The 15,479-nt window shown below is 71.1% G+C and carries 9 protein-coding genes; 4 read left to right on the top strand and 5 right to left on the bottom strand.

The window, feature by feature from the left end:
* Positions 1-27 precede the first annotated feature (27 nt).
* The 3 genes from FDO65_RS01280 to FDO65_RS01290 are packed head-to-tail and all read left to right on the top strand — an operon-like array spanning position 28 to position 7,022.
* A complete protein-coding gene (locus FDO65_RS01280) occupies positions 28-3,522 on the top strand; it encodes a transglutaminase family protein (protein ID WP_137447683.1) in 3,495 nt (1,164 codons plus the stop codon).
* Between the two features lie 7 nt (positions 3,523-3,529).
* Entirely contained in the window at positions 3,530-6,085 is a 2,556-nt protein-coding gene (locus tag FDO65_RS01285; RefSeq protein WP_137447684.1) for a circularly permuted type 2 ATP-grasp protein, read from the top strand.
* A 25-nt stretch (positions 6,086-6,110) separates the two neighbouring features.
* On the top strand, positions 6,111-7,022 hold the full coding sequence (locus FDO65_RS01290; protein WP_137447685.1) for a transglutaminase family protein: 912 nt from the start codon (positions 6,111-6,113) through the stop codon (positions 7,020-7,022).
* Positions 7,023-7,161: 139 nt separating this feature from the next.
* Here FDO65_RS01290 and FDO65_RS01295 read toward each other — a convergent pair whose 3' ends face one another.
* A complete protein-coding gene (locus FDO65_RS01295) occupies positions 7,162-8,718 on the bottom strand; it encodes an FGGY-family carbohydrate kinase (protein ID WP_166441993.1) in 1,557 nt (518 codons plus the stop codon).
* 197 nt (positions 8,719-8,915) lie between these two features.
* Between FDO65_RS01295 and FDO65_RS01300 the strand changes: the two genes are divergently transcribed.
* Positions 8,916-9,956 (top strand): zinc-binding dehydrogenase, encoded by a 1,041-nt coding sequence (locus FDO65_RS01300; RefSeq protein WP_137447687.1) that lies wholly within the window; start codon positions 8,916-8,918, stop codon positions 9,954-9,956.
* Between the two features lie 185 nt (positions 9,957-10,141).
* On the opposite strand, the gene FDO65_RS01305 is transcribed toward FDO65_RS01300, so the two are convergent.
* From FDO65_RS01305 to FDO65_RS01320, 4 genes are all read right to left on the bottom strand, one after another.
* The gene (locus FDO65_RS01305) at positions 10,142-11,698 is read right to left on the bottom strand and encodes an FGGY-family carbohydrate kinase (protein ID WP_166441994.1); all 1,557 of its coding nucleotides are present in this window, start codon (positions 11,696-11,698) and stop codon (positions 10,142-10,144) included.
* A gap of 124 nt (positions 11,699-11,822) precedes the next feature.
* Positions 11,823-13,217: an iron-containing alcohol dehydrogenase gene (locus FDO65_RS01310; RefSeq protein WP_137447689.1), complete on the bottom strand. Its 1,395-nt coding sequence runs from the start codon at positions 13,215-13,217 to the stop codon at positions 11,823-11,825.
* Entirely contained in the window at positions 13,214-14,056 is an 843-nt protein-coding gene (locus tag FDO65_RS01315) for an HAD-IIA family hydrolase (RefSeq protein WP_137447690.1), read from the bottom strand. The genes FDO65_RS01310 and FDO65_RS01315 overlap by 4 nt, the downstream gene beginning before the upstream one ends.
* A gap of 8 nt (positions 14,057-14,064) precedes the next feature.
* Positions 14,065-15,468 carry a 2-oxo acid dehydrogenase subunit E2 gene (locus FDO65_RS01320; protein WP_137447691.1) on the bottom strand — a complete coding sequence of 468 codons (1,404 nt, stop codon included), beginning with the start codon at positions 15,466-15,468 and terminating at the stop codon, positions 14,065-14,067.
* Between the last annotated feature and the right edge of the window lie 11 nt (positions 15,469-15,479).

Below are 15,479 nucleotides of genomic sequence, written 5' to 3' on the forward strand. Positions count from 1 at the left end.
GGCACACTCGAACAGAAGGGCTGTGACGTGGGGATCAAGGTCGCCCTGGAACACCGGACCACGTATTCGTTCGACCGGCTGGTCACCATCCATCCGCACGTGGTCCGGCTGCGGCCGGCCCCGCACACCCGGACGGCGATCGAGTCGTACTCGTTGACCATCGAACCGGCCGACCACTTCATCAACTGGCAGCAGGACCCGTTCGGCAACTACCTGGCCCGCATCGTCTTCCCGGAGCGGGCCCGGGAGCTGTCCATCACCGTCGGTGTGGTCGCCGACCTGCAGGTGGTCAACCCGTTCGACTTCTTCATCGAGGAGTACGCCGAGACCTACCCGTTCGCCTACCCGGCCGAGCTGGCCGACGACCTGGAGCCGTACCTGCGGCCGGTGGACGAGACGGAAGCCGGGTCGGGGCCGGGGCCGCGGGTCCGCCAGTGGCTGGCCGACTTCCCGATCACCCCGGGGACGCCCATCGTCGACTTCCTGGTGCAGCTGAACCTGGCCGTCCAGGGCGACGTCGGGTACTCGGTCCGGATGGAACCCGGCGTCCAGACGCCGGACCACACCCTGACCACCGCCATCGGGTCCTGCCGGGACTCGGCCTGGTTGCTGGTGTCCCTGCTCCGGCAGCTGGGTCTGGCCGCCCGGTTCGTGTCGGGCTACCTGGTCCAGCTGACCGCCGACCAGGCGTCACTGGACGGCCCGTCAGGGCCGGCGGCCGATTTCACCGACCTGCACGCCTGGGCCGAGGTGTTCGTGCCCGGGGCCGGTTGGATCGGCATGGACCCGACGTCCGGGTTGTTCGCCGGGGAGGGGCACATCCCGCTGTCGGCCACGCCGCACCCCAGCACGGCGGCGGCGATCGACGGCTCGACCAGCCCCTGTGTGGCCACCCTGGACTTCGCCAACATCGTCCGCCGGGTCCACGAGGACCCACGGGTCACGCTGCCGTACACGCCCGAACAGTGGACCGCCATCGACGCGGTCGGCCGGTCGGTCGACGAGCGACTGACCGCGGGGGACGTCCGGCTGACGATGGGCGGTGAGCCGACCTTCGTCTCCATCGACGACTACGTGGCCCCGGAGTGGACGGTCGCGGCCGACGGCCCGTTCAAGCGGCGCCGGGCCGGTGAGCTGGCCGAGCGGCTGCGGCAGGTCTACGCCCCGACCGGTCTGGTGCACCGCGGCCAGGGCAAGTGGTACCCGGGAGAACCGTTGCCGCGCTGGCAGATCGCGCTGCACTGGCGGACCGACGGGCAGCCGCTCTGGTCGGCGCCCGAGCTGCTGGCCGACCCGTGGGCGGTGGCTCCGGGAACGCCGGGGGTGCCGCTGACGAAGAAGGACCGCGAACGTCCGGCGCCGCCCGGCCCGCTCGCCGCGCTCGACGAGACGGAGCGGGCCGACCTGACCCGCCGGTTCGTCACTGCCGTGGCCGGCCGGTTCGGTCTGCCCGACAGTCAGGTGCGACCGGTCTTCGAGGACCCGGTGGCCGCCCTGGTCGCCAGGCTGCGGGCACCGGCGGGCGATCCGCCGACCGCCGATCTGGTGCCCGACGCCGACGGTCCCGACGCCCGGGCCGCGCTGGTGGCCCGACTGGATCGGCCCGTCACCGTGCCGGCCGCCCATCTGCTGCCGTTGCACGCCGACCCGGTCGACGCCGACGACGAGCGGGTCAAGGGCGTCGACTGGGGCAGCGCCGACTGGCAGCTGCGCCGCGGCCGGATCGTGCTGCTGCCCGGGGACTCCCCGGCCGGCCTCCGGTTGCCGCTGGACGCCATCTCCTGGGAGCCGGCCGACCCACCGGCCGACGCCGACCCCTACGCCGCCCGCGGCGACCTGCCCGCCGCGGCTCAGGGCGGGGTGCGGGCGGTGGTCACCAGCGCCGACAAGGCGCCCACCACTGCACTGGTGGTGGAGGTCCGGGACGGCTGGCTGCAGGTCTTCCTTCCCCCGCTGACCGACCTGGACCGCTTCGTGGAACTGATCGACGCGGTCGAGAATGCCGCCCGCACGGTCGATGTCGCGGTCGTCCTGGAGGGTTACGGGCCGCCCGGCGACCCGCGGTTGCAGACGCTGACGGTCACCCCCGACCCCGGCGTGATCGAGGTCAACGTGCAGCCCACCGGCTCCTGGGCCGAGCAGGTGGAGCTCACCACCGTGCTGTTCGAACAGGCCCGCCTGAGCCGGCTGGGCACCGAGACGTTCGCGATCGACGGCAGCCACCGGGGGACCGGCGGCGGCAACCACATCACGCTCGGTGGCCGGACCCCGGAGGAGTCGCCGCTGCTGCGTCGACCGGACCTGCTGGTCTCCCTGCTCACCCACTGGCAGCGGCACCCGTCGCTGTCGTACCTGTTCTCCGGTCAGTTCATCGGTCCGACGTCCCAGGCGCCGCGGGCCGACGAGGGGCGCGCGGAGACGCTGTACGAGCTGGAGATCGCGTTCGGCGAGATCCGCCGCCAGCTGCGGGAGGACGGCACGGTGGCCCCGTGGGTGGTCGACCGGGCGCTGCGGCACCTGTTGACCGACGTCACCGGTAACACCCACCGGGCCGAGTTCTGCATCGACAAGCTCTACAGCCCGGACTCCTCGCGTGGTCGGCTCGGCCTGCTGGAACTGCGCGGTTTCGAGATGCCGCCGCACGCCCAGATGTCACTGGTCCAGGCCCTGCTGGTCCGGTCCCTGGTCGCCCGGTTCTGGTCCGATCCCCTCAGTGATCCGCTCATCCCGCACGGCGACGACCTGCACGGCCGCTTCCTGCTGCCGCACTACGTGCACGCCGACATCGTCGAGGTGATCGAGGACCTCCGCGCCCACGGCATCGCGTTCGCCACCAGTTGGGTGGACCCTTTCCTGGAGTTCCGTTTCCCCCGCCTGGGAACTGTCACCATCGGCGAGATGGAGCTGGAACTGCGCTGGGCGATCGAGCCCTGGCATGTGCTGGGTGAGGAGGCGACAGCCGGTGGTACCGCCCGGTACGTCGACTCGTCCGTCGAGCGGCTCCAGGTCACCCTGGACGGCGCCGATCGCGACCGACACGTGTTGCTGTGCAACGGCTTCCCCGTGCCGCTGCGAACCACGGGCATCCCCGGGCGGCAGGTCGCGGGAATCCGCTACCGGGCGTGGCAACCGCCCAGTTCGCTGCACCCGACCATCCCGCCGGACGCCCCACTGCGGTTCGATCTGGTCGATTTGGCCGCCGGTGACGCGGCGGTCAGCCTGGGCGGCGCGACGTACCACGTGGCCCACCCGGGCGGCCGGTCCTACGAGGCCCCACCGGTGAACGCGATGGAGGCCGAGGCGCGGCGGAACCGACGCTTCGACGCAGCGGGCCACCGGTCGGGGGCCATCGACATGGGTGTCCTGCGCGAGCGGATGGCCCGGCAGGCGATGGACCGCTCGGCACCCGGATTGCTGGATCTGCGGCGGGCCCGCACCCTCGACGGGCCGCAGGGCGGTGGCCGGCCGGGGGCCGGTACCGGGTCTCGCGACGCCGTCGTCGGGAAGGCACCGCGGGGGTGAGGATGTGATGACCGACGGGCTGGTCGCCCGCTACCTGTCCCGGCCCGGGGCGACGGCCGCGACGGCGGACGCCGCTCCGGCGGCCCGGCGGTTCCAGGAGATGACGGGCACCTCGGGCGAGCTGCGTCCCGGGTGGGTCGACCTCGCCCGGCTGCTCGACGTGCTGGGCCCGTCCGGACTCGCCGAACTGGACCTCTCGGTGGAGCGCCTGCTCGAGGACGACGGGGTCGTCTACACGCCGATCGCCGGCACCTACGACGGCGGTCCGACGGCCCCGGAGCGCTGGCGCCTGGACCCGCTGCCGCTGGTGGTCGAGGACGCCGAGTGGCAGCAGCTGGAGGCCGGTCTGATCCAGCGTTCGGTCCTGCTCGACGCGGTGATGACCGACCTCTACGGCCCGCAGGCCCTGCTCGACCTCGGGCTGCTGCCGCCCGAGCTGGTCTTCGGCCACTCCGGGTACCTGCGGGCTGCGGCCGGGATCCGCAACCCGGGCGCCCATCAGCTGTTCTTCCACGCCGTCGACGTGGTGCGTGACGGACAGGGCGCCTTCCGCGCGCTCGGGGACCGCAGTCAGGCCCCGTCGGGCGCCGGATACGCCCTGGCCGATCGGCGGGTGGTGTCCCGGGTGCTGCCGGATCTGTTCCGCCGCAGCGCGCCTCGCGGGCTCGGCGCTTTCTTCCACACCATGAGGTCGGCGCTGATCTCGGTCGCTCCCCGGACGGCCGAGGATCCCCGGGTGGTGGTGCTGTCCCCGGACACCCACTCCGAGAGCGGTTTCGACCACGCCCTTCTGGCCTCGACCCTCGGTGTGCCACTGGTGGAGACGGCCGACCTGACGGTCCGGCACGGTCGGCTGTGGATGCTGTCGGTGGGCCGGCTGGAGCCGGTGGACGTGGTGGTCCGACGGGTGGACGCCGACTGGTCCGATCCGTTGGAGCTGCGACCGACGTCCCGGTACGGCGTCGTCGGATTGACCGAGGTCGCCCGGCGGGGTGCGGTGTCGGTGGTCAATCCCATCGGCAGCGGTCTGCTGGAGAGCCCGGGGCTGCTGCCGTTCCTACCGGAGCTGGCCGGCGCGATCCTCGGCGAGTCGTTGAAACTGCCGTCGCAGCCGTCGTTCTGGTGCGGACGGCCGATCGATCTCGACCACGTGCTGGCCCATTTCGAGCAGATGGTCCTGCTCCCCACCGACCGGGGCCGGTCGATCCACCCGGCCCGTCTGTCGCGGGCCGAGCAGGCGGCCTGGCGGGACCGGGTCCGCGCCGAGCCGCACCGGTGGGTGGGGCAGTCGATCAGCGACCTGGCCGAGGCGCCGATCGCCGATCCGACGGGTCTGCGGTCCGGGCAGGTCAGCATGCGGTTGTTCTCGGTGGCCCACGGTTCCGGGTACGTGGCGATGCCGGGTGCGCTCGGGCGGACCCAGGACGTCGCGATCCCGGGCGGTCCCAGCGTGGCCAAGGACGTCTGGGTGCAGGCGCCGCGGCGGTCGGCCGGCCGTGACCGGGTGTGGCTGTACGAGGGCCCGACGGTCACCCCGGTGCCGGTCGAGTCGACCTCGTCGCCCCGCGTGCTGGAGGACATGTTCTGGCTCGGTCGGTACGCCGAACGGGCCGAGGACCTGATCCGGCTGCTGAACGTGACCCGGGAGCGGATCGACGAGTTCCGGTTCCGTCCCGACCATCCGGGGGCCGGCACCGTTCCGGTGCTGCTGGCCGCGGTGTCCGCGGTGACCGGGACCCGGCCCAGCGCGCCGGGCGATCCGCTGCGGTACTTGCGGGACCTGTTGCTCGACGGTGCGGATCCGGGATCGGTCGCACAGTCGCTGACCGGGTTGCGCAGCGCCGCCCGGGCCGTTCGCGATCAGCTGTCGGACGACACCTGGATCGTGCTGGCCGGGATGGACCGGGCCATCGCGGAGCTGGCCGCGGCACCCGATTCCGCCGACGGCGGCGGGATCCTGCTGGAATCGGCCCAGGCCGCCGTGCTCACCGGGATGCTTGCCCTGTCGGGGATGGCCGCGGAGAACATGGTCCGCGACCCCGGTTGGCACTTCCTGGATCTCGGTCACCGGATCGAACGCGCACAGCAGCTCACCGCGCTGCTGCGGGCCACGCTGCGCCGATCGCACGGTCCCGCGGTCGACTCGCTGGTCGTCGAATCGGTGCTGACGGTCGGGGAGTCCGGCGTGACGTACCGCCGCCGCTACCGGGGCCGCATCCAGATTGCCACGATGCTGGAGTTGCTGCTGCTCGACCCCGGTAACCCGCGGTCGGTGGCCTACCAGGTGGCCCAGGCCCGGACGGACCTGCGGGCGCTGCCGGTCGGCTCGGCGACCTCGCGACCGGCCCGCCGGCTGGAGGAGATCGACGCGGTGCTGCGGCGGTGTCGGCCCGAGGAGCTCGAGGTCGAGAACGAGATCGGGGAGAGGGTCGAGTTGACCGCGTTGCTGGACGGTCTGAACGACGCCTTCCGGGCGGTGGCCGACGCCACCACGGCCCAGCACTTCTGGCGGCCCGCGCCGATGGTGTCCTTCGGTCTGGACGGCCTGGTGGAGACCCGGTGACCGCTCACCGATCGTCGGTGCGGCGATGACGACCGGCGGGGCGGTGGTGCCCGATGATGCGGTCGTGACGACCCGCCGCTACCGCATCGAGCATCGCACCGAATACCGGTACTCGGACGAGGTGTCGTCCTCGTACGGCCGAGTGTCGTTGCGGCCGCGCGACTTTCCTGGGCAGCAGTGCCAGGACCATCAGTTGACGGTGGACCCCGTACCGGACGACGAGTCGGACGGCTCCGACGTCTACGGCAACCACACCGGTTACTACCAGATCAGCCACCCGCACCGGGTTCTCAGCGTGGTCGGGGTGTCCCGGGTGCAGGTGCAGCGACCGGTCGTCGACGAGGTCGCGGCCGGGCAGCCCTGGGAGTCGGCCCGCCCGGCGGGACCACTGGGGGCCCGCGCCATGGAGTTCGCACTGCCGTCCACCCGGATCCAGCTCGGACCGGACGTCGCGGCCTACGCGGCCCGTTCGCTGCAACCCGGGCGCCCCCTGTTGGACGCGGTCCTGGATCTGACCCACCGCATCCACGCCGATTTCCGGTACGACAGCGAGGCCACGACGGTCTCCTCGACGATCGCCGACGTCCTGAACACCCGAGCCGGGGTCTGTCAGGACTTCGCGCACCTGGCCGTCGCCGCGCTGCGGACCCAGGGGCTGGCCTGTCGCTACGTCTCGGGTTACCTCGCGACCGACCCGCCCCCGGGCCGGGAGCGGATGGTGGGGGCGGACGCGAGCCATGCGTGGGCGGCGGTCCGGCTGCCCGACGGGGAGTGGGTCGGGTTCGACCCGACCAACGATCAGCTGGCCGACGAGCGCTACACGGTGCTCGCCTGGGGGCGCGACTACGAGGACGTGGCCCCGTTGCGCGGGATCATCTTCACCGACGCCGAGAGCAGCGAGATGTCCGTGTCGGTGGACGTCGCCCCGCTCGACTGAGACGGGGCCGGTCGGCGGGAGGAACGACGAACGGCGCCGCCGGGCGGGACCTCGTCGTCCCGCGCCGGCGGCGCCGTGGTGTCGTGCGGTGGTGTGGATGACCGGGGCGGATCGGCCGGACCGACCCGCCCCCGGGACATCACAGACCGGAGGCGGCCGCCTTGCGGGTGGCGGCCTGCAGGGCGTCCCACGAGGACAGCGTCGACTCGCGCAGCGAGCGGTACACGCCGAAGAAGTCGTCGTAGATCGCGGTCTTGCGGCTGTCGGGCTCGTACTCGCGCACGATGTTGACGGTCGCGTCGGCACCCTCGGCGTAGCTGGAGAAGATCCCGGCGCCGACGCCGGCGACGATCGCCGCACCCTTGGCGCCGAACTCGGTGCCGGCCGGGATGATGATCCGGCGGCCGAGGACGTCGGCGAAGATCTGCGCCCACACGGCGCTGTTGGCGCCGCCGCCGGCCATCCGGACGGTGTCGACCTGGGTCGGGATGGCGTCGAGGCAGTCGCGGATGCCGTAGGCGACACCCTCGTACACCGCGCGCAGCAGGTGGAAGCGGGTGTGGCTGCCGGTGATGCCGTTGAACGAACCGCGGGCGCTCGGCTTGACGAACGGCGCACGCTCGCCGCCGGGGGCCAGGTAGCCGTGGAAGATGACCCCGGCGCTGCCGACGGGGGTGTCGTTGAGGGCCTGGTCCAGGTACTTGAACAGCTTGACGTTGTTGGCCGACGCCTCGTTGCGGAACGGCTCGCCGAACTCCCGCAGGAACCAGTCGAGGTTCGGGGTGCAGTTGTTCATGCCCAGGGCGCGGATCCAGGTGTCCGGGCCGTGCGGGATCATCCAGCCGACGTCGCGGGGCTCGATGGTCTCACCGATGCTGTCGGTGGCCACCGTGACGATGCCGGCGGTGCCGACGACGGCCATGCAGTCGCCGGGGCGGGCCACGCCGACGCCCAGCGAGGACGCGGTGATGTCCATCTGGCCCTTGTAGACCGGGGTGCCCTCGGCCAGCCCGGTGACGCCGGCGGCGTGCTTGGTGACGGTGCCGCACAGGTCGGTGGGCTTGCGGATGGTCGGCAGCACCGACTTGGTCCGCTCGTCGAAGCCCCAGGTGTTGTTCACCTCGTCCGACCAGTCGCGGTTGCGGACGTCGATACCGGCCAGCGAGGCGTCGGAGGCGTCGGTGGACAGGTCGCCGGTCAGGTTGTACTCGACCCAGTCCTTGCACCACAGGTTCGTGGAGCCCTCGAGCTTCTCGGGCTCGTTGTCCTGCCGCCAGCGCAGCAGGGCCGAGGTCGTGCCGGCGTACGGGCCGCAGCCGGAGATGTCGAACTGCTTGGAGACGGTCCCGTCGACGTACCAGCCGTCGATGATCTCGCCGGCGCGCCCGTCGGTCCACAGGTAGGTCGGCCCCTTCGGGCGACCGTCGGCGCCGACCAGCCAGGTGCCGTCGCCCTGGCCGGTGGCCGACAGGGCCTTGACGTCCTCGGCCTTGACCGAGCTGCCCACCAGGGCCTCGCGGATGGCCTCGGTCGCCGCGACCCAGACCTCGTCCATGTTCTCCTCGGCCAGGTGCGGCTGAGGGTTGGTGATCGGAACACTCTTCGCCCCGCGGGAAAGCTCGTTGCCCGCCTGGTCGAAGATCGCGGCCTTGACGACCGACGTTCCCGCATCCAGGCCGATGATGTAGTCAGCCATGCTGCTCCTCTGCAGTGAGGTGAGGTCCCGGGGGAGGGGATCCATGAGATTGAGCCCGCGCCGCAGCGCGACGGCCCGCATAGTGTGACCCGGCCCACGAAGATCCGCAATAGACAGGGCTGATCTTGTCTTCACAGTTCTAGACAGGGCTAGACAAGTCTGGCCGGGTCGGTCGACCACCACTAGCATCGGTTTCCATGCGCGCCTTGGTGAAGTACGCGACCGGTCCGGACACCGTCGAACTGCGGGATGTCCCCGCCCCCACCGTCGGCCCCGGCCAGATCCTCATCGACGTGGCCGCGGTCGCCATCTGCGGCACCGACCGGTCGGCCATCGAGGGTGGACACGACATCGGCCGGGTGCCAAGGACTCTCGGACACGAGGTCAGCGGCGTGGTCGCCGAGATCGGCCCGGACGCCGACACCGACCTGCAGGTGGGGGATCGGGTCACCACCGAGACCGACGCCTACCTGTGCCACCGCTGCGAGTACTGCCGCAAGGAGGAGTACCAGCGCTGCATCAACCGCCGGGGTATCGGCACCACCGCCGACGGCGGCCTGGCCGACCAGCTGGTGATGCCGGCGCTGGCCGTCCATCGCCTGCCGGACAACGTCACCCTCGCGGAAGGGGCGCTCACCGAGCCGCTGGCCGTCTCGGTGCACGCCGTCGTCGAGCAGAGCCCGTCACTGGCCGGCCAGGTCGTCGTGGTCATCGGGCCGGGGGCCATCGGACAGCTGTGCGCCCAGGTGGCCCGGGCGGTCGGGGCGACCGTCGTGCTGGTCGGGCGCTCGCGGCACACCGACCAGTTCGAGCGGGCCCGCCGGGCCGGCATCCCGCACACCGTCGATTCCGAGACCACCGACGTGGCCGACTATGTCAAGAACCTGACCGGCGGCTACGGGGCCCACTCGGTGTACGAGTGCAGCGGCGCGCCCGGGGTGCTGGAGGGTGTCCCGCCGATGCTGCGCAAGGGCGGCCGCATCGTGCTGCTCGCCTTCTTCAAGACCCCACCGGCGGTCGACGTCGACAAGCTGCTCAACTGGGAGTTCGAACTCGTCGGCGCCCGCGGGAAGAAGGCCTCCAGCTACCGCACCGCCCTGGCGCTGATGGAGCAGGGCATGGTGGACCTCGACGCCGTCATCGGTGCCAAGCTCCCGCTCGACGACTGGGAGAAGGGCATCGAGCTGGTCGGTCGTGGCGTCAAGGTCGTGCTGGAAGTGCGCCCCGAAAGCTCCTGACGCCGACGAAACCCGCTGACGCTGATCGTTCGAGCAGCACAACGCTGATGCCTGGGGGTCAGTACTTCGTCGATCAGTCTCGGCGACCTCGGTCAGCGTCAACGACCACCTAAGCAGGCCCGGAAAGGCCGAAGGCCCGGGCTCGCAGGAGTTGCGAACCCGGGCCGGGCACAGAGCAGCTTCGCTCAGAAACGGCTGGAGAACTCGGCCAGCGCGTTGTACTGGCCGGCGTTCGCGATGGCCTCGTACAGACCGCGGTACACCTTGTTGGCCTCGTCGTACAGCTCGCGGGTGTCCTCGTTGGGCACGAACTCCGACTCGACGTTGACCATCGCGGCGACGGCGTCGTCGATCGACGGGAACGAGCCCGACCCGAAGGCGCCGAGGATGGCGGCACCCAGCACGGTGCACTCGCGCTCACGGGTGACCTTGGTCGGCTGGCCGATGATGTCGGTCATGATCTGGGCGAATCCGTCGGACTTGGTGCCGCCGCCGGTGAGCCGCAGGTCGGTGATGCCGCCCTTGATGTCGGAGTTGAAAGCGTCGACCACCATGCGCATCTCGTGGGCGCAGCCCTCGAGCAGTGCGCGCAGCATGTCGGCGCGGGTGTGGTTGAGACCGAGGCCGATCCATCCACCGCGGGAGGCGGCGTCGTAGTACGGGGTGACCTGGGAGACCAGGAACGAGTGGAACATCAGCCCGTTGGCGCCGGGGGGCGCGGTGAGGGCCTTCTCGACCATGACGGCGTAGACGCTGCGGCCGGTCTTGTCCGCCTCGACCTGCTCCTCCATGCCCAGGTTGTCGCGCCACCACTTGAGGTTGGCGCCGAGGGAGAACGCGCCGCCCTCGATGTCCCACGCACCGGGGACGGCGTGACCGCCCCACCAGAGGTTGCGACCCTGGACCCGGTCCAGGCTGTCCAGGTGGGCGACCATGACACCGGCGGTACCGACGGTGAACTCGGCCTGACCCTGCTCGACGACACCGGCCCCCATGGCGGCGCACTGCTGGTCGCCGGCGCCGCGGCACAGCGGGGTGCCCTCGGGGATCCCGGTGGCGAACGCCGCGGCCGCGGAGACGACGCCGGCCTTGCCGGTGGGAATGCCGACGGGGGGCAGCTTGTCGCGGCTGACGCCGCACAGCTCGAGGATCTGGTCGCTCCAGTCGAGCTTCTCGATGTCGAGCATGCCGTTCAGAGTCAGCGAGGCCGGGTCGGTGACCCATTCCTCGGCACCCATCTTGAACAGGAAGTACTCCTGGCCATTGGCGAACCAGCGGGTCTTGTTGAACAGCTCGGGCTCATTGTCGCGCAGCCAGGCGAATTTCGCGGCCGACCACAACGGTGACAGCTGCATCCCGGTGTGGGTCTGATAGTCCTCGGCGGAAATGGTCTCCGCGAAGATGTCCTGGTACTTCAGAGCCCGGCCGTCGTTCCACACCAGGGACGGGGCGAGCGGGTTCTTCTCCTCGTCCAGCAGAATGAAAGTGCCGCGCTGACTGGAGAAGCCGACCGACTTGTAGGCCTCGGCGGGCAGGTCGGCGGCGGCGACGGCCTGCTTGCTGGCCGCGCAGATCCCGCGCCAGACGTCGTCGACGTCCTGTTCGATCCAGCCGGCGCGCGGCGAGGTACAGGGGTATTCCTGATATCCCTCGCCCAACCGCTGACCATTCTGATCGAAGACCATCACGGTGCACCCGGTGGTGCCGGCGTCGATACCGACGAACGCCTGCGTCTCGGTCATGTGACATCCTTGTCGCTGAGGGGGGTTGAGCCGACCGTGTGGCCTGCTCCGCAGATGGATGAAGCGTAAATCAGCCATCTATACCTGTATAGACAGGCGCCGCATTTTCTCGCCGAGCGAGGTGCTACAGGCCCCCGCCGGCCTGCGCCGCCCGCTCGAGCACGCGATCGAGCAGGGCGTCGTCCCAGCGGCCGGCGAACAGCAGCAGATCGGCAACGGTGAACCGGTCGCGCATGTACGGGAGGGTGCGCAGGGTCCATCGCGCCAGGTCGGCGTCGACCGACGGCGTCAGCTCGGAGAACCGACGGGGGGCGCCCCAATTGGCCAGCGCGGCGGCCGGCGTCTCCGGCGGTGCGGTCAGCCGGCGGAACACCGTCTCATGGCGGTTCCAGTCGGCGAAGAACGCGCCGATCGACTCCTGGTGGCTGTCCCAGGTCGCCACCTTCTTGCTCACCGACGTCCAGCATTCCGCGCCCACCCGACCGGACGGGTCGACCTGCGCCCAGGACTGCTTCACGGTCTCCTCGAGGCCTTCCGGCGGCGCCATCCGGCTCGGGTCCAAGCGGCCGAGACCGACCTCGTCGAGGGCGATCTCCCACAGTGCGGCGGAGACGACGGAGGCGACGCCGACCTGCGCGCCGTGCAGATCGTGTTCGGTGTCCCGGGCCATGGCGGACATGTCCAAAAGATGGCTGATGAGGTGTTCGCACCCGGACAGTCCCGCGGTGGTCCCGGTGTGACCGATGCCGAGCCCGCCGATCGTCAGCGTGTCCACCAGCGCGTCCAAGGCGGCCGGGTCGTCGGACGGGGTGTCGATCAAAGCCTGGGCGATCTCCCGGACCGGGGTGATCGAATCCTCGACCCAGGTGGTGTCCAGGCCCAGCGCGTTGGCCAGGTACCAGTCGGCGGGGGAGGACCAGACGGCCGCCGCATCGCCCACCCCGGAACGGGTCAGCTTCGCCGGTGCGCCGGCCAGCACGTCGTGATCGATGATCAGCGCGCCGGGCCACGTCGTGGGCAGGGTGCGCTTGGCGCCGTTGCGGACCAGGACGGAGAGTGAGTCGGAGTAGCCGTTGACCGACGCGGCGGTCTGCACCGCCACCAGCGGGATGCCCAGGTCGGCGGCGACCGCCTTGGCCAGGTCGCTCACGGTTCCGGACCCGACGGACAGCAGACCGCCGACCCCGCGGGCCGCGGCGATCGCGGCATCGACCGTGGTCTCGTCGAGGACGGTCCCGTGCGCGCCCTGCTGCGCGACGACGTCCCGGAGGGGGCGGTCGCCCAGCGCGGCCCGGACGACGTCCAGCAGGTCACGGTCACCGAACCGCTTGGCGGTGCCGTCGTGCAGCAGCGCGAGCTCACCGTCCGGTGCGATGTCCACGACGATGGCCGGCAGTTCGGCAAGGGCGCCCGGGTAAGACGGAATGGTCCGCAGGGGAAGTTCCCAGGAGGCCGCGGCGGCCGCCGCCGCACCCGCCCCCTTCGGGTCGGCGGGGGCGGATGCGGGGACGGCGTTCATGAGGAGGTCCTGATCTCCTGCCGACCGGAATCGAGCAGGGGGATGAGTTCGTCGATGGACTCGAGCACCAGATCGGGCTGCAGTTCGGCCGGGGCCGCCTCCAGCATGGCGCGATCGGTCTCGCCGGTGAGCACCAGCGCGCTGATCATGCCGTTGTTGCGGGCGAACGCGATATCGGTGGACAACCGATCACCGACCATGACGGTGGTCGTCGGGTCGAGACCCGTTGCCCAGCTGATGATGTCGAACAGACCGCGTTCGGGCTTGCCGAAGACGGCCTCGCACTCGACGCCGGTCCCCGCGGTGATCGCCGCGGTGATGCACGCCGCGTCGGGTTCGCCGCGGCCACCCGGGAACGGGCAGAACCGGTCCGGATTGGTGGCCACCAGCCGGGCCCGCTTGTGGAACCAGAGGGCGTCGAACGCGATCTGCAGCTTGCGGTACTCGAAGGTCCGGTCGTACGAGCTGATCACCAGGTCGATCTGCTCGGGATCCTCGCTGATCCGGACGCCGGCCGCGGACAGCGCCTCCCACAGCGGCTGCTCGCCGATGGGGAAGACCGCGGCGCCCGGCATCACGGTGGTCACCCACTTGACCGTGGCGGCCAGTGAGGTGAACACCTCGGCCTCGTCCGTCGGGATACCGAGCCCGGTGAGCTTGTCGGCGTAGGTCGCGGTGGACTTCGTCGGGTTGTTGCTGCAGAAGACGGTGCGCCGACCGGTGGCGCGCAACGTCTCGATGAGACGTTGCGCGCCCGGCAGAAGACCGTCGCCCAGGTAGATCGTGCCGTCCAGATCGAAGACGGCGGTCTCGATGGTGTGGGTCGTCTGTGCGGTCATAAATGCGGTCAGACGACGATCAGCAGCGGGTTCTCGACCAGCTCCTTGAAGCGTGCCAGCCACTGGGCACCGACGACGCCGTCCACCGGACGGTGGTCGACCGAGAGCACGACCTTGACGATGGTGCGGACCTTGACCTTGCCCTTGTCGGTGACGACCGGGGTCGGGGTGGCCGCACCCACGGCGAGGATGCCGGCCTGCGGCGGGTTGATGATGGCGTCGAACTCCTCGACCCCGAACATGCCCAGGTTGGAGATGGTGAGCGTGCCGCCCTCCAGCTCGGACTGCTGCAGCTTGCCGGCGTTGGCGCGGGCGACCGCGTCCTTGATGCGGCCCGAGAGCGACGACAACGACAGCGATCCGATGTCGCTGATCACCGGCGTGACCAGACCGCGCTCGCTGGCGACGGCCACCGCGACGTCGGCGGTCGGAGCCTGCAGGACGGCGTCCTCGCTCCACACCACGTTCATGTCGGGAACGTCCAGCAGGGCGCGGGCGGCGGCCTTGACGAGGAAGTCGTTGACCGACAGGCGCGTCGTGGACACCGCGTTGAGCTCGGCGCGGAGCTTGAGCAGCGCGTCCACCTGCAGGGAGGTACGCAGGTAGAAGTGCGGCGCCTGCTGCTTGGACGCCTGCAGCCGGGAGGCGACCAGCTTGCGCAGCTTGGAGTGCGGCACCGCGTTCCAACCCGGGCGGGAGACCGCCGGAGCGGCGGCCGCGGCCGGAGCCGGAGCGGACTGGGGAGCGGGCGCATCCGGAGTGGGAGCGGGGGCCGGCGCCGACTTGGCGCTCTCCACCGCCTTGCGGACGTCGTCGCGGACGATGCGGCCACCGGGGCCGGTGCCCTCGATGTCCGCGACGTCGAGCCCGGCCTCCTTGGCCAGCTTGCGGGCGATCGGGCTGGCGAAGACCCGGCCGTGGCTGCCACCGTTGGTGCTCGGCGCGCCCGCGCCGGCGGCCGGAGACAGCGGAGCCGCGGGGGCACCGGCAGACACCTCGGCCGGCACGGCCGGGGTGCTGGGATCCGGTGCGGCAGCCTCTTCGGGCGCCGACTTCACGGCCGCGTCGGCCTCGCCGCCGGTGCTCGGCTCGGCGGCCGCGGGCTTGTCGGAGCCACCGCCGGAACCGACACCGAGCTGGGCGACCAGCTTGTCGCCCTCGGCGGGGTCCTCGCCCTCGGCGAGGAGCACGGCGATCGGGTCGCCGACGGGAACGGTCGCGCCATCGGCGACCAGGAGTGCGTGCACGACGCCGTCGATGTCGGATTCGACCTCGACCACGGCCTTCTCGGTCTCCACGGAGGCCATGGCCTGGCCGCTGGAGATGGTGGCTCCGGCCTTGACGCTCCAGGCCTCCAGGACTGCCTCGTCGGCATCGGCCGAGACGCCGGGCATCCGGAACAGTGTTGCCATCAGTTCGTCGT

The sequence above is a fragment of the Nakamurella flava genome, from assembly GCF_005298075.1.
GTDB lineage: Bacteria > Actinomycetota > Actinomycetes > Mycobacteriales > Nakamurellaceae > Nakamurella > Nakamurella flava.

What these genes read in the sequence shown, in the direction of transcription:
- FDO65_RS01285 (WP_137447684.1), top strand. Translation starts at nt 3,530, where the DNA reads ATGACCGACGGGCTGGTCGCCCGCTACCTGTCCCGGCCCGGGGCGACG.
- FDO65_RS01290 (WP_137447685.1), top strand. Translation starts at nt 6,111, where the DNA reads ATGACGACCGGCGGGGCGGTGGTGCCCGATGATGCGGTCGTGACGACC.
- FDO65_RS01295 (WP_166441993.1), bottom strand. Translation starts at nt 8,718, where the DNA reads ATGGCTGACTACATCATCGGCCTGGATGCGGGAACGTCGGTCGTCAAG.
- FDO65_RS01300 (WP_137447687.1), top strand. Translation starts at nt 8,916, where the DNA reads ATGCGCGCCTTGGTGAAGTACGCGACCGGTCCGGACACCGTCGAACTG.
- FDO65_RS01305 (WP_166441994.1), bottom strand. Translation starts at nt 11,698, where the DNA reads ATGACCGAGACGCAGGCGTTCGTCGGTATCGACGCCGGCACCACCGGG.
- FDO65_RS01310 (WP_137447689.1), bottom strand. Translation starts at nt 13,217, where the DNA reads ATGAACGCCGTCCCCGCATCCGCCCCCGCCGACCCGAAGGGGGCGGGT.
- FDO65_RS01315 (WP_137447690.1), bottom strand. Translation starts at nt 14,056, where the DNA reads ATGACCGCACAGACGACCCACACCATCGAGACCGCCGTCTTCGATCTG.
- FDO65_RS01320 (WP_137447691.1), bottom strand. Translation starts at nt 15,468, where the DNA reads ATGGCAACACTGTTCCGGATGCCCGGCGTCTCGGCCGATGCCGACGAG.